The organism is Amphritea atlantica, from assembly GCF_024347255.1.
Lineage (GTDB): Bacteria > Pseudomonadota > Gammaproteobacteria > Pseudomonadales > Balneatricaceae > Amphritea > Amphritea atlantica.
In genome coordinates this window covers 1625963-1649385 of the sequence record NZ_AP025284.1, presented here as the reverse complement: position 1 = coordinate 1649385, position 23423 = coordinate 1625963, and the positions used below count along the sequence as shown (strand labels likewise).

General features: G+C 51.9%; 24 protein-coding genes. 7 read left to right on the top strand and 17 right to left on the bottom strand.

Annotated elements, in window-relative coordinates; all coding sequences use genetic code 11:
* Positions 1 to 25 precede the first annotated feature (25 nt).
* Positions 26 to 2254, top strand: coding sequence for a sodium:solute symporter family protein (locus OCU43_RS07470; RefSeq protein WP_091352937.1), 2229 nt, complete (start codon positions 26 to 28; stop codon positions 2252 to 2254).
* Between the two features lie 43 nt (positions 2255 to 2297).
* On the opposite strand, the gene OCU43_RS07465 is transcribed toward OCU43_RS07470, so the two are convergent.
* Positions 2298 to 3107, bottom strand: a complete 810-nt coding sequence (locus OCU43_RS07465) for a mechanosensitive ion channel family protein (RefSeq protein ID WP_091352934.1) — start codon at positions 3105 to 3107, stop codon at positions 2298 to 2300.
* 240 nt (positions 3108 to 3347) lie between these two features.
* On the opposite strand from OCU43_RS07465, the gene radD reads away from it, so the two are divergent.
* Positions 3348 to 5108, top strand: coding sequence for a DNA repair helicase RadD (radD, locus tag OCU43_RS07460; RefSeq protein ID WP_091353890.1), 1761 nt, complete (start codon positions 3348 to 3350; stop codon positions 5106 to 5108).
* A gap of 15 nt (positions 5109 to 5123) precedes the next feature.
* Here radD and OCU43_RS07455 read toward each other — a convergent pair whose 3' ends face one another.
* A complete protein-coding gene (locus tag OCU43_RS07455; RefSeq protein WP_091352932.1) occupies positions 5124 to 5984 on the bottom strand; it encodes a LysR family transcriptional regulator in 861 nt (286 codons plus the stop codon).
* 145 nt (positions 5985 to 6129) lie between these two features.
* On the opposite strand from OCU43_RS07455, the gene OCU43_RS07450 reads away from it, so the two are divergent.
* Complete coding sequence (locus OCU43_RS07450) at positions 6130 to 7323, top strand: YbfB/YjiJ family MFS transporter (protein WP_091353887.1); 1194 nt, start codon at positions 6130 to 6132, stop codon at positions 7321 to 7323.
* A 40-nt stretch (positions 7324 to 7363) separates the two neighbouring features.
* Here OCU43_RS07450 and OCU43_RS07445 read toward each other — a convergent pair whose 3' ends face one another.
* The 12 genes from OCU43_RS07445 to OCU43_RS07390 form a co-directional block, all read right to left on the bottom strand.
* The gene (locus tag OCU43_RS07445) at positions 7364 to 7765 is read right to left on the bottom strand and encodes an SMI1/KNR4 family protein (RefSeq protein WP_091352929.1); all 402 of its coding nucleotides are present in this window, start codon (positions 7763 to 7765) and stop codon (positions 7364 to 7366) included.
* Positions 7766 to 7808: 43 nt separating this feature from the next.
* The gene (locus OCU43_RS07440) at positions 7809 to 8282 is read right to left on the bottom strand and encodes a peroxiredoxin (protein WP_091352927.1); all 474 of its coding nucleotides are present in this window, start codon (positions 8280 to 8282) and stop codon (positions 7809 to 7811) included.
* Between the two features lie 241 nt (positions 8283 to 8523).
* Positions 8524 to 8808 carry a putative quinol monooxygenase gene (locus tag OCU43_RS07435; RefSeq protein WP_091353884.1) on the bottom strand — a complete coding sequence of 95 codons (285 nt, stop codon included), beginning with the start codon at positions 8806 to 8808 and terminating at the stop codon, positions 8524 to 8526.
* 162 nt (positions 8809 to 8970) lie between these two features.
* The gene (locus tag OCU43_RS07430) at positions 8971 to 9216 is read right to left on the bottom strand and encodes a hypothetical protein (RefSeq protein ID WP_091352924.1); all 246 of its coding nucleotides are present in this window, start codon (positions 9214 to 9216) and stop codon (positions 8971 to 8973) included.
* 426 nt (positions 9217 to 9642) lie between these two features.
* Positions 9643 to 10689, bottom strand: coding sequence for a hydrogenase expression/formation protein HypE (gene hypE / locus OCU43_RS07425; RefSeq protein ID WP_091352921.1), 1047 nt, complete (start codon positions 10687 to 10689; stop codon positions 9643 to 9645).
* 59 nt (positions 10690 to 10748) lie between these two features.
* A complete protein-coding gene (hypD, locus tag OCU43_RS07420; protein ID WP_091352918.1) occupies positions 10749 to 11894 on the bottom strand; it encodes a hydrogenase formation protein HypD in 1146 nt (381 codons plus the stop codon).
* Complete coding sequence (locus OCU43_RS07415) at positions 11891 to 12145, bottom strand: HypC/HybG/HupF family hydrogenase formation chaperone (protein WP_091352915.1); 255 nt, start codon at positions 12143 to 12145, stop codon at positions 11891 to 11893. The genes hypD and OCU43_RS07415 overlap by 4 nt, the downstream gene beginning before the upstream one ends.
* Entirely contained in the window at positions 12136 to 14448 is a 2313-nt protein-coding gene (gene hypF / locus OCU43_RS07410; RefSeq protein WP_261833007.1) for a carbamoyltransferase HypF, read from the bottom strand. The genes OCU43_RS07415 and hypF overlap by 10 nt, the downstream gene beginning before the upstream one ends.
* A 225-nt stretch (positions 14449 to 14673) precedes the next feature.
* A complete protein-coding gene (locus OCU43_RS07405) occupies positions 14674 to 14994 on the bottom strand; it encodes a branched-chain amino acid transport AzlD family protein (RefSeq protein WP_091352909.1) in 321 nt (106 codons plus the stop codon).
* On the bottom strand, positions 14987 to 15739 hold the full coding sequence (locus tag OCU43_RS07400; RefSeq protein WP_091352906.1) for an AzlC family ABC transporter permease: 753 nt from the start codon (positions 15737 to 15739) through the stop codon (positions 14987 to 14989). Before OCU43_RS07400 ends, OCU43_RS07405 begins: the two co-directional genes overlap by 8 nt.
* 10 nt (positions 15740 to 15749) lie before the next feature.
* Complete coding sequence (locus OCU43_RS07395) at positions 15750 to 16721, bottom strand: bifunctional helix-turn-helix transcriptional regulator/GNAT family N-acetyltransferase (protein WP_091352903.1); 972 nt, start codon at positions 16719 to 16721, stop codon at positions 15750 to 15752.
* A gap of 159 nt (positions 16722 to 16880) precedes the next feature.
* Entirely contained in the window at positions 16881 to 17003 is a 123-nt protein-coding gene (locus OCU43_RS07390; protein ID WP_261832999.1) for a hypothetical protein, read from the bottom strand.
* A gap of 381 nt (positions 17004 to 17384) precedes the next feature.
* Here OCU43_RS07390 and OCU43_RS07385 point away from each other — a divergent pair, with 381 nt between their 5' ends.
* Positions 17385 to 17816 carry a PilZ domain-containing protein gene (locus OCU43_RS07385; protein ID WP_091352901.1) on the top strand — a complete coding sequence of 144 codons (432 nt, stop codon included), beginning with the start codon at positions 17385 to 17387 and terminating at the stop codon, positions 17814 to 17816.
* A 16-nt stretch (positions 17817 to 17832) separates the two neighbouring features.
* Here the strand turns inward: OCU43_RS07385 and OCU43_RS07380 are convergent, their stop codons facing one another.
* The gene (locus OCU43_RS07380) at positions 17833 to 18069 is read right to left on the bottom strand and encodes a hypothetical protein (RefSeq protein ID WP_091353882.1); all 237 of its coding nucleotides are present in this window, start codon (positions 18067 to 18069) and stop codon (positions 17833 to 17835) included.
* 75 nt (positions 18070 to 18144) lie between these two features.
* On the opposite strand from OCU43_RS07380, the gene OCU43_RS07375 reads away from it, so the two are divergent.
* The gene (locus OCU43_RS07375) at positions 18145 to 19137 is read left to right on the top strand and encodes a ChaN family lipoprotein (RefSeq protein WP_175483413.1); all 993 of its coding nucleotides are present in this window, start codon (positions 18145 to 18147) and stop codon (positions 19135 to 19137) included.
* 56 nt (positions 19138 to 19193) lie between these two features.
* Here the strand turns inward: OCU43_RS07375 and OCU43_RS07370 are convergent, their stop codons facing one another.
* Positions 19194 to 19475, bottom strand: coding sequence for a peptidylprolyl isomerase (locus OCU43_RS07370; RefSeq protein WP_091352896.1), 282 nt, complete (start codon positions 19473 to 19475; stop codon positions 19194 to 19196).
* Between the two features lie 113 nt (positions 19476 to 19588).
* Between OCU43_RS07370 and OCU43_RS07365 the strand changes: the two genes are divergently transcribed.
* Together OCU43_RS07365 and OCU43_RS07360 are read left to right on the top strand one after the other, a co-directional pair.
* A complete protein-coding gene (locus OCU43_RS07365; RefSeq protein ID WP_091352894.1) occupies positions 19589 to 20491 on the top strand; it encodes a LysR family transcriptional regulator in 903 nt (300 codons plus the stop codon).
* 114 nt (positions 20492 to 20605) lie between these two features.
* A complete protein-coding gene (locus tag OCU43_RS07360) occupies positions 20606 to 21202 on the top strand; it encodes a LysE family translocator (RefSeq protein WP_091352891.1) in 597 nt (198 codons plus the stop codon).
* A gap of 33 nt (positions 21203 to 21235) precedes the next feature.
* Here the strand turns inward: OCU43_RS07360 and OCU43_RS07355 are convergent, their stop codons facing one another.
* Complete coding sequence (locus OCU43_RS07355) at positions 21236 to 23353, bottom strand: 4Fe-4S binding protein (protein ID WP_091352890.1); 2118 nt, start codon at positions 23351 to 23353, stop codon at positions 21236 to 21238.
* Between the last annotated feature and the right edge of the window lie 70 nt (positions 23354 to 23423).

The window sequence follows — 23423 nt, the reverse complement described above, 5'->3', positions numbered from 1 at the left end:
CTAAGCCGTTGAAGTAAGGATCAGGATGTTTAGCTCTCTTACTGTAATTCTCACCGTGACTTTGTATATGGCGGTACTTTTCGGTATCGCACAATTAGTTGAAAGACGTAGCGAGACCCGCAGGGAGAGCTTTAAAAGTCCCTGGGTTTACTGCCTCTCGCTGGCGGTCTACCATACCTCCTGGACCTTTTATGGCAGTGTCGGCTTTGCCGCCAGCTCTGGCCTGCAGTTTCTCGGCGTTTACCTTGGCGCGATGCTGGGCATTGCGTTCTGGTGGGTCACCCTGCGACGCATGGTGTTTGCCAAAGAGGTTTTTCGCATCACCAGTATCGCCGACTTTATCTCCACCCGCTATAACCGTTCCGAAACCATTGCCGCGCTGGTCACCCTGATCGCCCTGTTCGGGGTTCTGCCCTATATTGCCCTGCAGCTGAAAGCCGTAGTCGCCTCCTTTCAATTGATTACCGACCATGAAAGCTCCACCATGGGCTGGGGGTTATCCGGCTTACTGATCACACTGTTCATGATCGCCTTTACCATCATGTTTGGTATGCGCCGTTTAGATCCCACCGAACGACATCAGGGGATTATGACCGCCCTGGCAGTGGAGTGTCTGGTGAAACTGGTTGCCTTTATCACCATCGGGCTGTTTGTCAGCTTCGGCCTGTTTAATGGTTTCGATGATATTACCGAACGTCTGTTTGACCAGGGATTCGAACGGGTGATTCAGGTCAGCGGCACCTCTAACTCCGGTATTATGTGGCTGACACTGATCGTGCTCAGCTTCGCTGCCATCCAGAACCTGCCCCGCATGTTTCATGTTGCAGTGGTGGAAAATGCAGATCACAAACACATTAAAACCGCGATCTGGGTATTGCCACTGTATATGGTTCTGATCAATCTGTTTGTGGTACCGATTGCCGCCGGGGGGCTTCTGATGGGGTTGCCACAGGAGTCCGCCGACTACTATGTGTTGTTACTGCCACAACTGGCGGGTAATAACGCCCTCACATTGCTGGCATTTATCGGTGGTTTTTCTGCCGCCACAGGAATGATCATCGTCACCACGATGACTCTCTCCACAATGGCCTCCAACCATCTGATTCTTCCGGTACTGGAAAGAGTGCCTGCCTGCCGCTTCATTAAACCCTTTCTGCTACAGATTCGCTGGCTGCTGGCGGCGATGATTCTGCTGGGCAGCTACGGCTTTGCCATCGAGTTCACCGATTCCTATATTCTGGTGGCGATCGGCCTGATCTCATTTGTTGCGGTGCTTCAGTTCTCTCCAGCTCTTTTGGGTGGCCTGTTCTGGAGCAGGGGAAATAGCGCCGGAGCACTGGCTGGTTTGCTTGCTGGATTCCTGATGTGGATCTATACCCTGATGATTCCGGCCTTTGTCAGCCATGGATGGTTTCCTGAAACGATTCTCGATGAAGGACTGTTTGGCTTTGCCCTGCTGCGACCTGAAGCGCTGTTTGGCTTTGATGAGATCGGTTCCATCCCCCACAGTGTATTCTGGACCCTGCTGGTTAATATCGGTTTCTACATCTTCGGCTCACTGCTATACAATCCACACAAAGCAGAGCGAAACCTTTCCACCGAGTTTCTCTGCTCAATGAAACCCGCCCCCTCTCAGAGAGCCCGTCCCACAGGGCTGGACCGTTACATCCCTCTGGATGACAAACTTAACGAAGCACAAACTCTGCTGGAAAGTTATCTCAACAAAGACAAGACTAAAGCCGCCCTGCTACAAATCACCGAAGACCTGCAAGTCACAGGTAAGAGCCATATCGCCATTATCGAGTTGCTCGAGTTCCATCGTATGCTGGAGCACATACTCGCCGGTTCAATTGGCGCGGCCAGTGCCCATAAAGCGATGGAGAGCAGTATTCGTTATAACACCCGTGAGGCCACCGACCTGAAGGCACTCTATAGCCATCTGGTGGTTGAACTTAATCAGCAGCGAATGCCCGCGAATGAGAACCTGAATGAGGCTGAAGCAGGTAGCCAGAGCTATGGCCTGATCAATAACTTGCAAAATAAGATCAAAAAAAATGAGCAGACGATCAAAATGCTGAACAAGCAGATTGAAGATCTGGAAGCCCGCCTTGAGCTCCGTTATCAGGAGATCTTCCGTTCCCGCCTTGAAACCCAAAAGGTACGGCAGGAAAATGAAACCCTCAGAATACAGTTAGAAAATAGCCTGCTGATTGAAAAACCGTTAGACCCGGCAGAGAAACCGCTTAAAGAGTAGGAAAAAACAGCCGCATATGCGGCTGTTTCGAAAGCAGTCAGAACTACTCGCTGTCGTGCTTGTACTGATGAATATCCATCTGTGGGAACGGAATAGAGATCCCTTCCTCATCAAAGCGCAGTTTCACGCTTTCAGTAGTATCGAACTTCACTGCCCAGAAATCAGCAGACTTTACCCATGGACGCACCACGAAGTTAACGCTGCTATCCGCCAGTTCAGACACGGCAATCACCGGTGCCGGGTCCTGCAGGACCCGTTCATCACTGGTCACAATCTCTTCCAGCAATGCTTTGGCTTTCTTCAGATCATCGCCATAGCCAATGCCAAAAACCATATCTACACGACGGGTGTCACGGGCAGAATAGTTAGTGATAACCCCGCTGTAGATATTGCCATTCGGTACTATGACCTCTTTGTTATCGCCGGTACGCATAATGGTATTGAAAATACTGATGTGCTCAACAACACCGGCAACACCCGCCGCTTCGATAAAATCCCCCTCTTTGAAGGGACGGAAAACAATCAGCATTACGCCTGCGGCAAAATTCTGCAAAGAGCCCTGCAGTGCCAGACCAACCGCCAGACCGGCAGCACCCACCAGAGCGATCAGCGAGGTCGTATCAACCCCCAACTGGTCCAGTGAGGCCACAATCACCACTAACAGCAGCAGGATATTGGCAATCGAAGAGATAAAGTTGACCAGAATCTCCTCCATTTTACTTTTGCGGAGCGCTTTACCCAGCAGGTTCACCAATACCTTTGCGACCATTCGACCGACGATAAAGATAGCCGCCGCCAACGCGATATTTATAGCCCAGGGCAACACATAAACATCGATAAAAGATAGATCCATTTCCATTTCCTCTTTTGTCATAGACACTGCATTGAATAAATATTATTTCAGAATAGACGCAATTCGATCACCCATCGACAAAAATGCGCAACGCCTGCTTTCTATAAGCAGAAATATCTCACAATAACGGACAAAAATCCCGTTTAAATCAGCCATTTCCACGCTAAAATAGTCGTATGCCTCTACCCTGTCATGCAGATCAACTGCTCATCAATTCTGAACGCACATCTGGTTATTTTTATGGCCAATAGTTTTCAGCTGCGTGATTATCAGCGGGATGCGGTAGCAGCAACCCTGAACCATTTTCGCAATAGCGATGAGCCGGCCGTCATCGTTCTGCCAACCGGCGCAGGTAAAAGCCTGGTTATCGCTGAACTGGCACGCCTGGCACGGCGAAAAATTCTGGTGCTGGCCCATGTCAAAGAGCTGGTTGAGCAGAATCACAACAAATACCTGAACTACGGACTTGAAGGCGGCATCTATTCTGCAGGCTTAAAGCAGAAACAGAGTCATTATCAGGTCACCTTTGCCAGCGTGCAGTCAGTCGCCCGCAACCTCAGGGATTTCGCCACCGAACACTCACTGGTGATTATCGATGAATGCCACCGGATCAGCGACGACGAAAACAGCCAGTATCAACAGATTTTCGCGCAACTGAGGGAGTATAACCCCCGGCTGAAGCTGCTGGGTTTAACCGCAACACCCTACCGCATGGGGATGGGCTGGATCTATCGCTATCACTATCGCGGCTTCTGCCGCAGCAGCGAGTCACGCCCCTTTGAGCACTGCATCTATGAGCTCCCTCTGCAATACATGATCAAACGGGGCTTCCTCACCCCTCCCAAAATGGTCGATGCGCCGATCACTCAATATGATTTTTCAGCCCTCAATGCCAACCGTTTTGGCCACTATGCAGAGGCAGAGGTGAACCAGTTACTGGTCCGTCATCCACGGGTAACCCGGGCGATCTGTGAACAGATCGTGGAACTGGCAGCAGAACGCTGCGGGGTCATGGTGTTCGCCGCAACCGTCAGGCATGCCCATGAGATATGCAGCTACCTTCCGGAAAAGGAAACGGCGCTGATCACCGGAGATACGGCACATACAGAACGGGACCAACTAATCAGTCGCTTTAAAACAAGGCAGATAAAATATCTGGTCAATGTCGCGGTGCTGACCACCGGTTTCGATGCCCCCCATGTGGATTTTATCGCCCTGCTCAGGCCCACCCAGTCCGTCTCTCTGTTTCAACAGATCGTGGGTCGGGGACTCAGGCTGGCTGAGGGCAAACAGGACTGCCTGGTGATGGATTATGCGGGTAACGGCTTCGATCTGTACTCGCCCGAAGTGGGGCAGCCAAAACCGGATAGCAGCAGTGTGCCGGTACAGGTGTTCTGTCCGGTCTGTGAATTTGCCAATATTTTCTGGGGCAAGACAGATGAGGAGGGCAATATTCTCGAACACTTCGGCCGACGCTGTCAGGGTACCATTGAGGGTGTAGACAGCACCCCGTCTCAGGATAAAAAGTCACAATGCGACTATCGTTTCCGCTTTAAGGAATGCCCCCAGTGCAATGCGGAAAACGACATTGCCGCCCGCCACTGTCATCAGTGCGGTCACGCCATCATCGACCCCGATGATCAGCTCAAAGCAGCTCTTAAGCTGAAAGATGCCATGGTTATCCGCTGCGCCGGTATCTCGTTAAGCGAATCAAACAGCAGACTCAGAGTCATCTATCACGATGAACAGGGCGAAGAGCTGAGTGAGCTGTTTGATATGCATAATAGCAAGCAGCGAAAACGGTTTAACGACCTGTTCGGACGACGCTTTGGCCAGAGTTTACAGCCACGTCAGTTCAACTCGGTTGAGGAGGTGTTAGCGGTATCCCATCTGTTTACCGCCCCAGACTTTGTTGTCGCCCGTAAAGCCGGAAAGTTCTGGCGGGTACAGGAGCGCATCTTTGATTATCAGGGCAACTACCGCAAAGCCAATCAGCTATAACTCATGGGATCAGTCTTAAATAGCCTTATCCCGGTTTGGCAGCCAGCGTAACGAGTCAAACAGTGCCTCGATCACGTTCAACGCTGGGGTGCTGCGGTGGCGGATAAACTGGGTCGGCACTAGAGATACATCATCAGGCAGGGGTTCAAACTCCAGGTTATCACGATAGATCGATAGCTCGACCACATTGCGGGGCATCAGTGTCACCCCCAGCCCCTGAGCCACACAGCCGAGAATCCCCTCAAGTGTGCCCAGCTCACTCAGACCGTAACCGTTATTCTGATGGTTCCGTGACCACTGCAACGCTTTTTGTCGATAGACACAGCCTTCCCGGAACAGTACCAGATTATCCGCCGGAGCCACGCTCCCGGGTTTCACTAATACCAACTCCTGAGTCATGACATCAATAGTGACCAGATCAGGATGATCTATCGGCCCCGCCACAAAGGCACAATCAATATGATGCTCCAATACTGCCCGAAGCAGCTCCGCGGTCGTTGCAGCCGTGACCTGTGGTTTAAGTTTTGGGCAGCTCTCTCTCAATGCCCCCAACAGCTGTGGCAGGTGGGTTGCCGTAAATGTTTCCATGGCACCAATTTTAATCTCAGCAGCACCTTTATCCGCCAGCCTGACAGCGACACCTGCTTGCCGCTCCAGTTGAAGAATCTGTTCGGCATACTCGAGAAGAATCATACCCGGGCGGGTTAATTCAAGCCCACGCCCCTTGCGGGAAAACAGTTTAGTACCTAACTCCTCTTCCAGCCGCTGAATCCGTGTAGTGACATTAGACTGCACTGTATTCAGTTGCTTCGCCGCAGCCAGTATGCCGCCCTCTTTCGCTACCTTTTCAAAGGTTTTCAGTGCTATCAGTTCCAACCTTATCTCCATACAACCGTCAACAGATGCAATATAAGCAAACAAATCATTCTTTATTAAAGAACATATGGTTCTTAATAATTCATTAGTAACGAATAATATTAATACATACACTTACAAAAAACATAAAAACAGTCTGAGTTCTATGGATACAACTGCAAACAGGCAACATCTCAAAGTACTGGGCTCCGGTCTGCTCGGCCTGATTCTTACCATCGGTATCGCCCGCTTCTGCTATACCACCCTGCTACCCGCGATGCAGGCAGAAGCCGGTTTGAGCGACCTGGGCGGAGGCTATCTGGCCACCATTAATTATATCGGCTATATGTGTGGCGCCCTGCTGGCTGCCACCGTTGGTAACCTGAAAATCAAAGATACCTTCTACCGTGCAGGTCTGATAATAGCGGTGATTACCACCCTCGGCATGGCTCTGACCAATAACATCTGGCTCTGGGGAGTATTGCGATTTTTCTCGGGACTAAGCAGTGCCAGTGGCATGCTGATCAGTGCCGGGCTGATTATGAACTGGCTGTTGCGTCACGGCCACCGACCTGAACTGGGTATTCACTATGCAGGAGCCGGGCTGGGTATCATTGTCAGTGGTTTAGCAGCCGAACTGATGATCGGTCACCTCGACTGGAGAGAACAGTGGCTGGCCGTCGGCGTGCTGGGGTCTCTGATTGCTATCCCCGCCTGGCGCTGGTTGCCCCGTCCGGATACCAGCCATCAGACCACTGCCGGTCAGCGGTTGCAGGACAACCCTCCCAGCCGGCGCTGGTTTATACTGCTGGGTATCATGTATTTTTGTGCCGGTTATGCCTATGTGATCAGCGCCACTTTTCTGGTGGCAATCGTTGAAGCGCAGCCTGCTCTGCAGGGTGATGGCCAGATTGTCTGGGTCTTTGTCGGTCTGAGTGCGACCCCTGCGGTGATTCTGTGGGACAGAGTTGCCCGCCGACTGGGAGAGTTAAATACCCTGCTGATCGCTTTTCTGATTCAGATTATCGGCATCATACTGCCCGCCCTGAACGATACCCTCTGGGTCGTACTCATCAGCGCAGTCCTCTATGGCGGCAGCTTTATCGCGATCGTCAGTCTGGTGCTGGCGATGGCGGGTCGTTTCTACCCCACCAAACCGGCAAAACTGATGGGCAGACTGACACTACTCTACGGTATCGCTCAGATCGGAGCCCCCGCCATCGCCGGGATTATCGCCGACCAGGGTGGCAGTTATGCTGACTCCCTCTATATTGCCGCTGCGATCTCAGTGTTGGGGGCGGGAATGATTCTGATACTCAAGGCCGGTGAGCAACGAGAGCTGGCCCTCAAAACAGCTTAAAAAAAACGGCTCATCTGAGCCGTTATAATCATCTGATGCATTAACTGACCAGCCAGACCTCTCTGGCCCACTCCCACACAGTGGTCCACTCCTCAACTTCACCACTCTCCGGCGTCCAGTAAACCACAGAGCCTTCAATGGTGACCGCATAAAAACCACCATCATGGGCACAGATCGGGGTTTGCTCGCGGGACAGGCCAATCGACCAGGCATACGCAGCGACTTCAGGCAGATGGGTATGCGAAGAGGGGTCGGCCACGGTCACCGGTTCGATAGAACCGCAGATAACATCACTGACCGTCAGCAGAAACTCTTTAAAATCCGGATAAAGCGGTACACAGATCTCCTCTTCCGCCGCGACAATATCGTCAAAATCCGGCAGTTCCAGAGGCGTTACTACGTCGATATTAGCATCACGCAGCGCATCAATTACATCTTGCATAGGTGTCCCACATTACTCACTGACTTAAATGAAACGGATTGTATCAGAGCAGCTCAAGCATCGCTTCAGCGCTACTCACTTCAAAGGTTTTTGGTTCCTCGACATTGAGAGCGGTCACTACACCATCTTCAATAATCATTGAGTAACGCCGTGAGCGGATACCTCCAAATGAGCCGCTGTCCATATCCAGCCCCATCGCCTTAGTCAGATCAGCACCACCATCCGCAATCATGGTAATCTGCTCAGCATTCTGCGTTTCAGCCCACGCCTTCATAACAAATGCATCATTCACCGAAAGACAGGCGATCAGATCGACGCCTTTGCTGAAGATATCATCCGCATGAACGATATAACCCGGCAGATGCGATGCAGAGCAGGTCGGCGTAAACGCACCAGGCAAGGCAAACAAGACCACTTTCTTATCAGCAAAAAGCTGATCCGTGCTCACGGCAGACGTTTCACCAGCAAAAATAGTGCTGACACTGACAGCCGGAATTTTATCACCCACTTGAATCATAATCGTTACCTATAGATATTATTTAATGCTTAGTTATACAGATCAACATAGAAACCGGATCATCCGGGATTTCGTTCTATAACGGAAGTTTAGCAGAGCCAAGAGTAGCATCTGATAACAACCGCATCACTATAGCCGGGTTTTACTCCGTTTAATCGATTATTTCACAGCTCGTAATTAAGAATTCGTACTTGAGAGTTCGTACTTGAGAGTTCTACTGATCATTTCTACCTGATAGTTTTTACCTGACAGTTTTTATCTGATAGTTCCGTTCAGCGTTTGCTGTCACCTGAGCCCAGTAAGAAGATCGGGTTCGTGCCTGGTGTGCCTGAAATGCGGCGCGATCAGAAAACTCTTCAAAAACAACGAAGCGACAGGGATTAGTCTGACACTGAGTCACCTCGAATCGAAGACAACCCGGCTCATCCAGCGTCAGTTTTCGATGATTTACCAGCTCCCGGATGACGGCATCAAGATCCGGCTCAGGAACCCGTATAAACCCTGTTAATCTGATCTTTAACGTCACTCCTTCACCCACTTATCCATATCCATGTTAACTACGCCAATACAGAGACCAGCTCATCCTCTTGAGGTTCATTACATACTAATGCTGCAGAAATTAACAAGACCGTCACCAACAAATAAGAGAACCTGCGAAGAAAAGGAACAACCACTAAAGGCTAAGAAATTATTGCTTCTGCGCCTCTTCCAACGCTGCCGCCCTTTTTGCCGCTTCGCTCTGAATATAATCGCTCATCTCTTTGCCAAACTGCTTAACTTCATCGGGACGGGTAGGCACTTCTGGAACATCCGGGGCTGTATGCGTGGAGTTGAGGTCGGCTGATGCATCAGGTGCAACGGCTTTCGGTGCCATCTGCTGAATAGTCAGCAAACCAACAATAAGCAGCGCAACCATCAGTATGATCAGTTTCATCAAACGTCCTCACTATTCATAACTGCCGTTAAACAACACATCAGTTTAGCAAGAATATCAGACTTATAAGATCATTGATTCCTGCCAACAAAATGAATGACGTTTCCAAAAGTATTCGAATCCCTGAGCGGGTGTAGGGGTGCACCAGGCAAGGCCTGGCAAGCGACGTGTAGCTCTTCTTACACCAGCGAGCGTAAAAGCACATGGTGCTCCCCAGTATTCGAAGAACTGAGCGAGTGTAGGGGAGCATCAGGCAAGGCCTGGCAAGCGACGTGTAGCTCTTCTTACACGAGCGAGCGTAAACGCAGCATAGACATTCCCAAAACTGAGCGAGTGTAGGGGAGCATCAGGCAAGGCCTAGCGAGCGACGTGTAGCTCTCTTACACGAGCGAGCGTAAACGCAGCATGGTGATCCCCTACACCCGCTCAGCAGATGCGGGGGAGTTGCTCGGCCGAAATCCAATCCACCATCCGCCGTCCACCAAACACCGTTTCCATCTGCACAAACTTCAACGGATCTGCGGTCACTTCACCAATAATCGCAGCCTCTTGCCCTTTCGAATGTTTCCGCATCACGGCCAGCAGTTGCTCCGCTTTATCAGCCGGACAAAACGCTACCAGTTTGCCCTCATTAGCCACATAGAGCGGATCCAGCCCGAGAAACTCACAGGCGGCACTGACCTGAGGTTTAACCGGTATAGTTGCTTCGTAGATGGTAACCCCGACATGGCTGCTCTGGGCGATCTCATTCAGGGTTGCGGCCAGTCCGCCCCGGGTGGGATCCCGCATACAGTTAATCTCTGGTACTTCGGCCACCATTGCGGCTACCAGATCATGCAGGGACTGACTGTCAGACGCTATAGTGGTTTCAAAGGTTAAGCCTTCGCGCAGAGACATAATGGCAACCCCGTGATCCCCCAGGGTGCCGGAGAGGATAATCTTATCCCCCGGTTGCACCCGGTTACCGGAAAGATTCAGCTGTTCCACCAGCACACCGATGCCGGTGGTGTTGATAAAGCAGCCATCCCCTTTGCCCCGTTCCACCACTTTGGTGTCACCGGTGACGATAGCGACACCGGCCTCCTCTGCGGCCCGAGCCATGGATTGTACAATGCGTTGCAGATCTGCCAGCGGGAACCCCTCTTCCAGAATAAAGCCCGCGGAGAGGTACTTTGGTACCGCACCGGACATCGCCACATCGTTAACCGTGCCATGTACTGACAACGAACCGATATCCCCTCCGGGAAAAAACAGCGGCGAGATCACATGGCTGTCGGTGGCCATCACCACACGTCCCGGCGGCAGGGTAAAACAGGCCTGATCGTTCATCTGCTCCAGCCAGGGGTTGGAAAACGCCTGCAGAAACAGCTCATCAATCAGCTGTGCCATCGCTTTACCCCCGCTGCCGTGGGCCATCTCTACCCGGCCATTCTGCAGGTCCAGCGCATGGCTGTATTCAGTTCGCTTGGTCATTATGTATAAACCCTTATCTCTGAGCCACTTGTATTACTTGTCGCGATGTTTCATTTTGATCAGGCATGCTCTTTGGCGATCAGCGATTCCTGATGCCGGCCGTAGCTATAATAGGCCGCACAGGCGCCCTCACTGGAGACCATACAGGGCCCCAGCGGATTTTCCGGCGTACAGGCCCCACCAAACAGCGTGCAATCCCGCGGGGATTTCACTCCGTGTAAAATTGGTCCGCACAGACAGGCAGAGTTTTCCGCTGAACTGCGATATTCCACCGGAAAACGTTTTTCCGCATCGAACCCGGCAAACTCTGCTCTGATCTGCAGCGCGCTACGGGGGACAAAACCCAGACCTCGCCATTCGAAGCTATCCCGCTCTTCAAAGGTTTCATCGACAATCTGTTTAGCGCGCTCATTACCCTGCCGTGTCACGGCACGGGAGAACTCATTCTCAACCTCTGCCCGGCCCTCATTCACCTGGCGGATCAGCATCAGAATCGCCTGCAGCAGATCCAGCGGTTCAAAGCCGGCAATGACAATCGGTTTACTGTATTCGACAGCAAAACGCTCATAGGGCTGGCTGCCAATCACGGTGCTGACATGGGCCGGGCCAACAAAGCCATCCAGTTTAAGCAGCCCAAGTTCTCCCGCTTCAGGGGAATCAAGAATACTGCTGATCGCTGCCGGGGTGAGCACATGGTTACAAAACACACTGAAATTCTTCACCCCCAGCTTTTTCGCCTGATGAATCACCAGTGCTGTGGGCGGGGTGGTAGTTTCAAATCCGATGGCAAAGAACACCACCTCCCGATCGGGATTATCCTGTGCCAGCTTAAGCGCATCCATAGAGGAGTAGACCATCCGCACATCAGCCCCTTCTGCCCGCGCTTTCAGCAGACTGCGCTTGCGCGAACCAGGCACCCGCATCATATCGCCATAGGAACAGAGAATAACGTCATGGGCGACCGCCAGCTCGATCGCAGTGTCCAGACGGCTGATCGGCAGGACACACACAGGACAACCCGGCCCGTGAATCATGTTGACATTATCCGGCAGCAGATCGGGAATACCGTAGCGAAAAATGGCGTGGGTATGCCCCCCACAGAACTCCATCAGGTTGTATTGCCGTGACGGCAACGCTTCGTTACGGATACGTTCGGCGATCTCCCGCGCCAGTTTGCCATCCCGGTATTCATCAACATACTTCATGGGAGCACCTGCTGATTATCGTTGATTGCCGCTTGCAGCTCGCCCAGTTCAGCGAACAGTTCCAGTGTTTTACGAGCCTCTTCCGGATCGATCTTATTCAGAGCATAGCCCACATGCAGAATCACATAATCACCGACCGTCAGATCCTCGATCAGCGCCACATTGATCTCTTTACGAACGCCTCCGATATCGGCAATCGCGGTGTCACTATCGAGTATTTCAACCACCTCTACGGGTATTGCTAAACACATTGGGATAACCCCTTTACCGGTTGTTTATCGTTGTTATTTTGCCGGGCCAGCAGATGTGCTATCTGTGCCTGGCCAAGACTGATCCCCGCATCATTGCAGGGTAGTTTTGCAGCACTATAGACGGTTATCCCCGCCTGCTGTAAATTTTCTGTGAGCCCCTGTAACAGTATCTGATTGAGGAAACAGCCGCCCCCCAGTACCACAGTGCTGATATTAACCCTCCGACTCTGAGTGATAACCCAGCGACTCAGCCCCTCAATCAGCTGACAGTGAAACAGCGCGGCACCCCATTCAGGGTCTTCAGTATCCGCAATACACTGTAGCAGTCGATTCAGCATTGGCTGGCCGGACTCACTGAAGTCGATCAGCAAATCCAGCTGCGGATGATCAGAACGTTGCAGATAACGGCAGGCACTGGCCTCAAGCTGCATCGCCGCATCCGCCTCAAAACTGTTGCTATGACAGATACCTAACAGGGATGCGACCGCATCAAACAATCGACCTGTACTACTGGTTTGCGGGCAGTTAAAGCCCTGATCCAGCATCTGTTTAACAGTGATCGCGGCGGGTTGAGAGAAGCGGGCCGAAATCTCATCGCCACGCCCTAACCGATGCAAAACAGCCGCAGCGGAACGCCAGGGCTCGATTGATGCGCGGTCACCACCGGGCAGTGCCAGTTGAGGCAGATGACCCAGGCGGCTATAGCGATGTCCATCCACTTGCAGCAGTTCACCTCCCCATAACTGCTGATCAGGCCCCAGCCCAAGACCATCCAGCGCCAGACCCAGCACCTCTTCACTGATATTCTGTTCGGCCATGACCGAGGCGAGATGCGCATGATGATGCTGAACCCGATACAGAGGGATATCGTTCTGCTGCGCATATTCCCGGGCAAACCGGCTGCTATAAAAATCGGGATGCAGATCGCAGACCACCTGCTCAGGCTGAATGCCCAACAATGAAGTCAGGTGCCCGGTCATCTGGGTCAGCGACTGACAACAGTCCGGGTTATCCAGATCACCAATATACTGGGATACGTAAGCCCGATTCCCCTGCGTCAGACAGAGGGTATTCTTAAAAAACGCACCAACCGCCAGGGTCGCCGGACCACTCTGTGGTAAGCGAATCACCTGTGGGGCCAGCCCCCTGCCCCGGCGAATCAGCGGCATCAGATCCGACAACCCATTCACCACGGAGTCATCACAACGGATATGAATATCCCGGTTATGCAGCAGAAAACCATCGGCGATCCCCTGCAACTGAGTAACCGCCTGCTGATTATCGGTCACCAGCGGGTTGCCGCTACGGTTACCGCTGGTCATCACCAACAGCGGAGTCTGAGGTTGGCGGAGCCAGTCGGTTCCGGCAGGACTACCACATAAGCGGTGTAACAGAAGATAGTGCAACGGGGTATGGGGCAGCATTACACCACACCAGGCCAGACCAGGAGCAATGCCCTCAGGCAACTCATCCACTGAAGGACAGAGTAAAACCGGCGCATCCTGGGCCTGCAATCGTTGTTCCCGTATGACATTCAGCGACACTATCGACGTCAGCGACTGCGGATTCAGCCCCATCACAGCAAACGGCTTAACCGGGCGACTCTTACGCTGACGCAGTCGTTGAACGGCCGCCGGGTTGCGTGCATCGCACACCAGATGAAATCCGCCAATCCCTTTAACGGCAACAATCATCCCCTGCTGAATCAGCGCCACTGCGGCGGCCAGCGGATCCCCCTGTTGAGGTTCTCCCGTCCCCGCAACAAAACTCAGGTGGGGGCCACAGACCGAACAGGCATTGGGCTGAGCATGGAAGCGACGGTCGGCAGGATTAGAATATTCACGCTGACAGGCAGGACAGAGCGCAAACTCAGACATGGTCGTCTGATGACGATCGTAGGGCAGCGCCCGGATAATACTGTAGCGCGGGCCACAGTTAGTGCAGTTAATAAAGGGATAAAGATAGCGCCGGTCACCCGCATCAAACAGTTCATCTAAGCAATCCGGGCAGACGGCAGCATCAGGGGTTGCCGCCACCTGCAGATCGCCCTGGCGGCTTGCAACAATGCGAAAACCGGAGAGGTGTTGCGGCGCCGCAGGTTCCGCCTGAACTGCTTCAATCAGCGACATTGGAGGTTGTTCCTGCTCAAGCAGCTGCTGGAACAACAGCAGATCAGAGGCCGGTCCCTCTGCAAAGATCTCCACCCCTGAAGCAGAGTTGGCAACGGTACCCTTCAGGCCAAGACGGCAGGCAAGGTTATACACAAAAGGTCGGAAACCAACCCCCTGCACCTGCCCTCTGATCCGGATACTGATTGCTGCAATAATAATAGTCCGCCCCTGCTCACACCTGTTCTGACCTGGCTAACAGTCTACAAGTTATATGCCAACAGACAGAATATAACCCATCAACAGCTGTAACGGGGAGGGTTACAGTTAAACCCTGTTATATATATGGAAAGCAGCTTGTCAATTTATCAGGCATGCGGTTAGCCTACTTACAAAAAGTGCTTCTAAATATATCAAACGTTATAAACCGAAACCAAACCTGAGCAACATAAAGCACAACATGCCGGCAACAATAGTCGTCAGCAGATCCCGTCGCCAGAACGACACCAGTGCAGCGAATCCCCCCGCCAGCAACCAGGGGTTATCTGCCCGTAACCATAACTCCCCCCGGGGCAACAGAACCGCCGGAACAATAATGGCCGTCAGTACCGCCGGCGGTACGAAACTCAATCCGGTTGTCAGCCAGGGAGGGAAACGCACCTTACCCGCAACACCAAACAGCACATAGCGAACGCTGAAGGTCACCAGAAACATCCCCAGAATCAACAATGCTTCATTCATGCTCACTCTCCGGTGCTGACTGGCGTTTAAGTAGCAGGTGCAGGGATAATCCGGTTGAGATACCGCACAGTGCCGCCACCATTAACCCCAGCTTATGGGGCATGCCAATGGTTGCCATGGCGATGACACCGGATACGACTACCGCCCCCCACATCGGTTTACTCTTCAGGTAGGGAACCACCATACCGATAAAGGTGACCGACATCGCAAAATCCAGCCCCCAGTCGGTCATATCGGGGAACAACTCCCCCAACGCGATACCCAAGCCCGTGCAGAAAACCCAGTTGCCATACATCGCCAGCCATGACCCCAGGTAAAACCAGTGTGCATGCTCGGTATTGTCCTGCAGCAGAAAACGGTTGCTGACCGCAGCAAAAGTCTCATCGGTCAGTCCGAACGCCATCATCACCCGCCAGCGATGGGGCAGATGAGCAATTTTGGGTACCAGATTGGCTGCATAGAGAATATGCCGTAGATTGACGACAAAGGTGGTGGCAATAATCACAGGGATTGCGGCCCCCGCCGCCAGCAGTCCAAGGGCGATAAACTGAGCAGAACCTGCAAACACAAACACCGACATCGCCAGTGCCCCCAGCGCGGATAAGCCACTGGGCCCGGCAAGGGTACCGAAGATAATACCAAACGGGATAGCACCGATTATCAACGGCACGGTGGCTTTGGCGCCGTCGAGCATCTCCCGACGCTTTAAAGAGGTATTATCCTGATCCATAACGTTACAATTCATAGCCGTAAACTCATGCCCGTAAAGTCAGTGTCATATAGATATCGGCCCTGTCATAATAAGACTGGCCTTCAGGATGGAGAATATCCCGGAATCCCAGATTCCGATATAGCTGTAAAGCCCGCTCCAGTTTGCTCGAACTTTCAAGAAACACCTCTGAAGCGCCCAGCTCCCGGGCTTTATCCAACGCAGTCATCAGCAACCTGCGACCGACACCGATCGTTTGCCAGCTGTCATCGACTCCCATTTTCGAGATTTCATAACGCTCATTGTCATGCCTTGCCAGAGCCACACAGCCAACCACCTGGTTATCTGCCTGGTGTCGGGCAAACCAGATATAGCCTCCCTGGGCAAGATAGTAGCCTTCAGGATTATTCAGCGCCTCGCGGTCTCTTTCCAAAAGATGTCCATCAAAATAACGGTTAAGCCAGGCCAGATTGAGACGACGGAAATCATCCCGCAGCTCAGCATCCCACCCCTGAATAACGATATCCTGCCCCTCATTACGACGTGCCAGCTGTTCCACGACCGGGGTATAGAAACCTCGCTGTTGCAACAGGTTTTCAAACTCTGCAAGCGAATCCAGCAGGGGGTACTGCTGGCAACTGATCAGGGTATCAAGCTGACCCTGAATCGCCGACCAGACCGGGGTGATCTGCTCCAGCAGTTGCTCACTTTTTGGCGACAAAGCCAGCAACTGACGCCGCTCATCATCAGGATCAGCGGTTTTACTCAGCCACTCCTCCTGCTGCATTTTGCGGGCGATCTTACTGATAGCCGGATGGGTTACCCCCAGCTTCTCTGCCGCCTCAGTGACGGTCATAGCGCCCTGTTGATGCAGCATATTGAACAGTGGAAAAAAAGTCGGGTTAAGCTCTATACCCTGGCTCTGATACAGACGAATCACATCCTGCACCAGCCGGTCCGACAGCCGCTTCAACCGGCTGCCCAGTGACAGACTGCCAAAACTTCTCATGTAATCCATAGAACCCAACCCCAATACAAGACAAATATACAATACTAATTACGTAACTAGTTACATAACTTACTATAAAAAAGGGGACTATGCATCCCCTGAATGGTTGGGTGAATCGCAGGAAGGAGATTTACTGATCCGCCCTTCTAAAAAAAAGGCTTAATAGGATCAGGATATCAACATCCCTACGTGTACCAGCATGGGCGATATACCGATCACTAAACCGACTACCACCATCAGAACAGTTGAAACGATACCGATAACCTCAACACCTTGCTCTTCATGTACCATGAGTCAATCTCCAGATATGTTTTTACGATACCTCTCTTGAAGCAGAAACAGGGCCAACTCAACATACTCAATATATTTCAATTAGTTAGAAGATAAATACAACCAAAACGCCTACCGCCCCACCTCCTGCAGCGCCATCCATGTCAAATGATTTGTCATAATTGACACGCAACATACTCAATAGCATTCGCACCTCGCCTTATAAAACGGACAGCGTTATTAAGCTGAAATACAGCCGCAACAGATAAAAATGATGATGAATAAGCAACTAAACCCTGCCAGGAAAAGGCCGATAGCATTGTAAGAGTCAGGGAAGCCATTATTTGAGTCGGGGATGACAGCAGCGCCAGCAGGTTTTAATGATCAGCTTTGAGGTGCACTATGCCTAAACACTACCTTCGTCATCCGGCAGAAATTCCTATCCTGCTGAGTACGGCACAGGAATCTCAGCCTCTTAATTTTTGTTACCCGCTAAACAGAGAGTTCAGTCCGGCGGGGCTGAGCTGTCTTTCCGAAGCGTATATTTCACCGGGCTCTACAATCGAAATCAGTACCACCCTTTCACACCCCAGCCTGTCAGCCACCGGCCATGTTATCTGGTGCCAGCAGGAACAACCGGGCTTTCTCCTGGGGATCGGTTTTGATGATCCGGATCAGGCTTTTAGTGTCAGGATGATTGAGCAGGTTTGTCAGATTGAAAGCTACCGTTTAAAGCAACACAGGAGGGGCCGCCAGCTCTCAAGCGAACAGGCAGCCGTTGAATGGATCAGGCTTCACGCGGCAGATTTTGCTGCCATCGGAGAGCTGCAATAACAAGGCTAAAACAACCTCAGATATGATGTTCCGCTATAAAATCATGCAGTGAATCGTAACTCCAGTCGCTGCCATCGGGATGCTTATGATCATGCTCATTAAGCTTCTCCATCATCTGTTTCACATTATCTCCCTTCTTTCGCAGCCCCTGTACAAAATGCACCGCCTCATCAATGCGTTGTTGCATCTGCGGGTCGACGCCACCATCCCGTTCACCTTTTTTACGGATGCTAACTTTAATTCCCGGTTTCATGCTATGTTTCTCCTTCTCACTCGATTTTCTATAACGTTACCCCAGCACTCAACAACTGAAAAGGGGCAGATTCAAATGCAGCTAAAAGAACGGATTCTACACCGGTCACTTATCTTGATTCTGATCAGCATGATGCTATTGAGCAGCGGTTGCCAGCTAATATCCAGAGTGCCACAGAATCAGCCTCCAACCGGTGCTGCACAATCATCAGAGGGGACGAACGATGCCCACCCTCTGAACGGGAAAATTATCGCTATGACGACTGGGGGAGCGGTCAGTCGTGAAGCCCTGCTCGCAAAAATTCGTCACAGCCGTTTTGTCCTGATCGGTGAAAAGCATGACAATCCTGAGCACCATCAGCGAGAACTTCAGCTACTGAAGGCGCTTCAACAGGGCCCCCAGACCCGGCTGGTGCTGGAGATGCTGGACGAACAGCAGGGCGAAGCGATCAACGGACTCAACAGCGCAAGCAGCGAAACACAGATCCAAGAGCAACTTCACTGGAATGATAATAGCTGGCCCTGGCAGGATTATGGCCCACTGATCGGTGCTGCACTCAGTAATAACAACCAGCTCAGAGCAGGTAATCTGAGCAAGCCATTTTTGATGCAGATCTACCAAAGCGGCGTGCCGGATCAGCCCCGTCTGACAACCGTCAGGGGTATTTCGCAAACGATACGCTCGACAATTCAGCAGCAGGTGTATGAAAGTCACTGCCGCACGATGCCATTTGAGCAGATGGGGCCGATGACAGATATTCAGATGAGTCGGGATGCCAGTATGGCTTACGCATTAAGCGACCAACTGGGCAAACAGATGCAGGCGATTCTGATCACTGGCGCGTTCCACGCCAGGAAAGACACCGGGGTACCGCAACATCTGAAAGAACTCACATCAGACCCGGTTATCACCATCCTGCTGACCGAGGTCGATGACAGCATCAAAACAGTTCAGGAGGCGGTCAATAATAACGCTGGAATAGCTGATTATATCTGGTTTACCTCCAGATCGGAGGAGAAAGACTACTGCGCATCACTGCGGCAGCAGCCTCATAAGAAGGAGCCTTAAAAAAGAAAGCCCTTAAGCAAAGCTCTTAAGCAAAGTTATTAAAACAGCAAAAACGCTTAGTCTTCGCGGCTGGTCACTTCCAGAAGATGATAACCAAACTGGGTGCGTACTGGCCCCTGTACCTCACCCACAGGGGCAGAGAAAACCACTTTATCAAATTCTGCAACCATCTGGCCCGGTCCGAAACTGCCCAGATCGCCACCCTGACCACCGGATGGACAGCTAGAGTGTTTTTTAGCCAGGTCAGCAAAATCAGCACCCGCCTCAATTTGTGATTTAAGATCAGCGCACTGAGTCTCACTGCTTACCAGAATATGTCGGGCTGTCGCGCGTGCCATATATAAAATCCTATAGTTCAATTGATAGTCCGCACAGGATCGCTTTTTTTGCTATCGCCTGCAACCCCGGGGGGAAGGATTGACGTTATCAGTATTACTGATATGCTTGCCCGATGGAACTGGCCCGTATCAACCTCAATCTACTGATCTCTCTGTACTATCTTTTGCATAGCAAAAGTGTCACAGCGGCAGCGACGGCCCAGCATATCAGCCAGCCAGCGATGAGCCGTAATCTTCATCAGCTGCGGGAAATATTTAACGATCAGTTGATGGTTCGGGTGGGGAACAGCATGCACCTCACCCCCCGGGGCGAACAGCTATGGCTACAACTGCCTGAAGCACTGAATCATCTTGAAAGCCTTCTGATTCCGGGTCAGTTTGAACCCGCCGGTTATATTGGCGAGTTTAATATCGCAACCACTGATTTCATTACCCACGATCTGATGCCGCCACTGATAGCAGCGCTACAACAGGATGCTCCGGGCATCAGCCTGCACTTCCACCTGTGGCATCCGGGCATGATGGAAAGCCTGCGTCAGGGACGAATGGATCTGGCTGCCTGTATCCTGGACTCTGTCCCCGATGATATCTATGGAAAACAGCTGGGAAGCGGTGGCTACAGTTGCCTGATAAACCGCCACCACCCTTTGGCCGATCAGCCCCTCACCCTGTCTGACTATACTCATGCAGATCATATCGGCATCAGTGCAGGGGGCGATAAGATCAGAGCCGTGGACGAAGCGCTGCAAACGCTGAATCAGCAACGCAACATGAAGCTGACTGTCCCCTTTATCCACTCGGCCATGGCGATCACCAGCAAAGCAAACTATATACTCACCCTGCCAACCCGTATCGCAGAACACCTGGGGCCGGAGTATGGACTTAAGATCAAACCATTGCCGCAACAGCTGACCCTGCCCGCCAGCCAGTACTACCTGATCTGGCATCAGCGCCTACAGGGCGATCCGGCCCATCGTTACCTGCGCGAACGGATGCTGCATAGTTTAAGCGAATGATCACAAGTGCTCTACAAGGTCATAACTAAAACTGATAACTGCTATCTGAATACAGTATTCGCTACCTCCCTCCTCAGCCACTAGAATTCGCGGCATTAACCGGGGAGGAATGTAATGACTGAATGGCTTATTTTTGCTGGTGTAATGCTGCTTGGGGCGATGCTTCCTGGCGCTAACACCGCCATTATTCTACGCAACACCCTGCAGGGATCACGGCGCACCGGGTTTATTACTGCTCTGGGGCTCGCCACGGCTCTGGCGATCCATGTCGTGCTATCCGTTATCGGCCTGGCGGCGCTGATTGAACGTACGCCAATACTTTATGAAGCAATTCGCTGGCTTGGCAGTGCCTATCTGATCTATCTGGGAGTTGTCTATCTGGCAACCCGCTCCAGCGGGGAAAATGATGACCCGGAAAAAAGCAGTGGCAACCCCTTCATTGCCGGGATGATGGTAAGCCTGTTTAATCCCAAAATTCTGATTATGTTTGTGGCAATTTTCAGCCACATTATGGCCGAGGTGAATAGCATAGGGATGCAGGTTCTCTATTGTGTTACCCCTGTACTTGTCGAGCTTAGCTGGCTTAGCATGATTATACTGATGCTGACCCGCCCAGCCATTCAAGTCTGGCTAAAAAAAGTGCGCTCCCGTATCGAACGGGTGATCGGCGGTGGGCTGGTGCTTCTCGGTATCAAGCTGGGTCTGGGATAAACCCTTCCAGCACTCAGAGATCTATTCGATCGCTCATGACAGTTGCCGGGCGGGAATATCTCCCTGGTTCGCCGCCTTGCGTTGCCGCTGCTTATTCTGAGATAACTCGATAGCACACTGATCATCGTTATTCAGAATGACGATACACTCCATACACTGAATACACTCATTGTAATCGACCGAACCATCCCGGTTGATTGAATCAATACCACAGCGGACCTTGCATAACTGACATGGCTTGCCACACTCAGCCCGGCGGTGCAGCCAGCGAAACAGACTGAACTTGCCCAGCACTGCCAACCCCGCCCCCAACGGACAGAGATAGCGACAGAAGAACTTATGGATAAACATCCCCACAACTAATAACAACAGGGCGTAGACAACAAACGGCCAGCTACGGACAAAGACCAGAGTTATAGCAGTCTTGAAAGGTTCCAGCTCAGCCAGACGTTCCGCCAGAGTAACTGACCAGAAGGCACTGCCCACCAGGACCAGCAGCAACAGATATTTCAGTTTCTGCAGGGTTTGATGCACTTTCGGCGGAATTTTCACCTGTTTCAGTTTCAACAGACTACCCACTTTCGCCGCTATCTCCTGCAACACGCCAAAGGGACAGAGCCAGCCACAAAAGACTCCCCGTCCCCAGAGGAACAGGGTAATAAACACATAGGTCCAGAGAACAAAAAGCACCGGGTCTAAGAGGAATACCTCGATGTCGAACCCCTTCGCGATTTGCAGCAGCAACGTATAGATATTCACCACCGACAACTGGCCCTGAGCATAGATACCGATAAAGAACAGAGTGACCAGCATGACGCCCCAACGCACCTGATGAAAGCGGCGACTGTGAGCAGATAACCGGTGCTGCCAGATAAACGCTGCAGTCACCACCAGCAAGGTCATGACGAGCCCGGCAATCTGCAACCAACGATCCAGCCATAGCCGCTGCCATAGCGGCATAGGTTTAACCTCTTCTGTCACTTCAATTTTAAACAGCTCCGCGGGCAACTGATAACTGTCCTCAAACTGCGCCTGATCACGGATAAGATGATTGCGGGGCAGGTCCAGATCCAGATTCAGGGTCATAGGCTGCGATGGATCAAAGCCAGACTGGGCCTTAATCCTAAACACCCGCAGTTCTTCAAAGGCGGGGGCGTCTGCGGGGAACTGCGGCCGGGTATTATCAAAGAAGTCCAGGTCACGGATATCGACCGGCAGCCCGTTCTGAGACATACCCAGCCGACTGGGTACTGTCCCCCGGCGAAATTCCGGTTCGAGAAAACCGTATGCGCCTACCGATGCCACCAGTATGGCATGCTCACCGGGACGCAATACCGTCATCAACCGCTGATATTCCTGTTCGCCCAGAATATTCTTTCCGGTCACCGGCGTATTAAGGTAGGCATAATAATAACGCCCGGGCAGATCAGACTCAGCTAAAGCCTGCTGCAATTCAGGGTCCTGGTAATCCTCCAGCGCCAGTGGAAAACCTTGTTGAAGCTGCGCCTGAGAGACCGGCCAATAACGCAGCAGACCGTTGCTTTCCATTTGCTGCCAACTGTAGGGCTGAAAAACATCCTCACGCACGGTTACTGTCGGCGGACGCTCAAACCCTTCAAGATAGGCCCGGGCCACCTGAAGTGCAGCAGACAGTACCGTATCATTCATCACCAGCACAGAAACAGTCGCCTTGGTTATGCCGTCGATATAGACCGTTCCGGAGCCATCGGGATCCTGCCCGCTATGGCGACTATCGACAATTATCCGTTTATCAACCGTAATCCCCTCGTATTGATGGATAAACTCAACCATCGGCTGTTCCCCCAATCCGTGGAGAAAGATCGGCTCATGATGATTCAGAACCTTCAGTTTAACCAGGGTTCCAGAGGCATCCAGACCGATCAGCAGATTGATCCGTTCGCCTGAAAAGCCGGGCAAATTAGTCAGATCGTTGGTTTCGAAGACATAGCCTAATAGCTGGTCGAGCTGATACACAGGCACCACCGAAGGGTTTTCGAGGGGTTCACCAATGCGGGTCAGTTTGGGGAAAATTGAACGGATCTCTGTTTCAGACACCTGCGCCAGTGCAGTACCGCTCTGCAGCAGCATACATAAAACCAGCACGACTCTGATAAAGGCAAACGATGGCATATAGAAACTCCACGGATCAACTGTTAATAATCCATTTAGTTTCTTTACTCAGCCATAGTACTTTGCGCCT

Excerpts from the sequence above, each read along its gene's own strand:
- OCU43_RS07365 (WP_091352894.1), top strand. The coding sequence starts at position 19,589 with ATGGAACTGGCCCGTATCAACCTCAATCTACTGATCTCTCTGTACTAT.
- OCU43_RS07360 (WP_091352891.1), top strand. The coding sequence starts at position 20,606 with ATGACTGAATGGCTTATTTTTGCTGGTGTAATGCTGCTTGGGGCGATG.
- OCU43_RS07470 (WP_091352937.1), top strand. The coding sequence starts at position 26 with ATGTTTAGCTCTCTTACTGTAATTCTCACCGTGACTTTGTATATGGCG.
- OCU43_RS07445 (WP_091352929.1), bottom strand. The coding sequence starts at position 7,765 with ATGCAAGATGTAATTGATGCGCTGCGTGATGCTAATATCGACGTAGTA.
- radD (WP_091353890.1), top strand. The coding sequence starts at position 3,348 with ATGGCCAATAGTTTTCAGCTGCGTGATTATCAGCGGGATGCGGTAGCA.
- OCU43_RS07400 (WP_091352906.1), bottom strand. The coding sequence starts at position 15,739 with ATGAATTGTAACGTTATGGATCAGGATAATACCTCTTTAAAGCGTCGG.
- OCU43_RS07390 (WP_261832999.1), bottom strand. The coding sequence starts at position 17,003 with ATGGTACATGAAGAGCAAGGTGTTGAGGTTATCGGTATCGTTTCAACT.
- OCU43_RS07385 (WP_091352901.1), top strand. The coding sequence starts at position 17,385 with ATGCCTAAACACTACCTTCGTCATCCGGCAGAAATTCCTATCCTGCTG.
- OCU43_RS07405 (WP_091352909.1), bottom strand. The coding sequence starts at position 14,994 with ATGAATGAAGCATTGTTGATTCTGGGGATGTTTCTGGTGACCTTCAGC.
- hypD (WP_091352918.1), bottom strand. The coding sequence starts at position 11,894 with ATGAAGTATGTTGATGAATACCGGGATGGCAAACTGGCGCGGGAGATC.
- hypE (WP_091352921.1), bottom strand. The coding sequence starts at position 10,689 with ATGACCAAGCGAACTGAATACAGCCATGCGCTGGACCTGCAGAATGGC.
- OCU43_RS07370 (WP_091352896.1), bottom strand. The coding sequence starts at position 19,475 with ATGGCACGCGCGACAGCCCGACATATTCTGGTAAGCAGTGAGACTCAG.
- OCU43_RS07395 (WP_091352903.1), bottom strand. The coding sequence starts at position 16,721 with ATGGATTACATGAGAAGTTTTGGCAGTCTGTCACTGGGCAGCCGGTTG.
- OCU43_RS07440 (WP_091352927.1), bottom strand. The coding sequence starts at position 8,282 with ATGATTCAAGTGGGTGATAAAATTCCGGCTGTCAGTGTCAGCACTATT.
- OCU43_RS07430 (WP_091352924.1), bottom strand. The coding sequence starts at position 9,216 with ATGAAACTGATCATACTGATGGTTGCGCTGCTTATTGTTGGTTTGCTG.
- OCU43_RS07465 (WP_091352934.1), bottom strand. The coding sequence starts at position 3,107 with ATGGATCTATCTTTTATCGATGTTTATGTGTTGCCCTGGGCTATAAAT.
- OCU43_RS07450 (WP_091353887.1), top strand. The coding sequence starts at position 6,130 with ATGGATACAACTGCAAACAGGCAACATCTCAAAGTACTGGGCTCCGGT.
- OCU43_RS07355 (WP_091352890.1), bottom strand. The coding sequence starts at position 23,353 with ATGCCATCGTTTGCCTTTATCAGAGTCGTGCTGGTTTTATGTATGCTG.
- OCU43_RS07415 (WP_091352915.1), bottom strand. The coding sequence starts at position 12,145 with ATGTGTTTAGCAATACCCGTAGAGGTGGTTGAAATACTCGATAGTGAC.
- OCU43_RS07380 (WP_091353882.1), bottom strand. The coding sequence starts at position 18,069 with ATGAAACCGGGAATTAAAGTTAGCATCCGTAAAAAAGGTGAACGGGAT.
- OCU43_RS07375 (WP_175483413.1), top strand. The coding sequence starts at position 18,145 with ATGCAGCTAAAAGAACGGATTCTACACCGGTCACTTATCTTGATTCTG.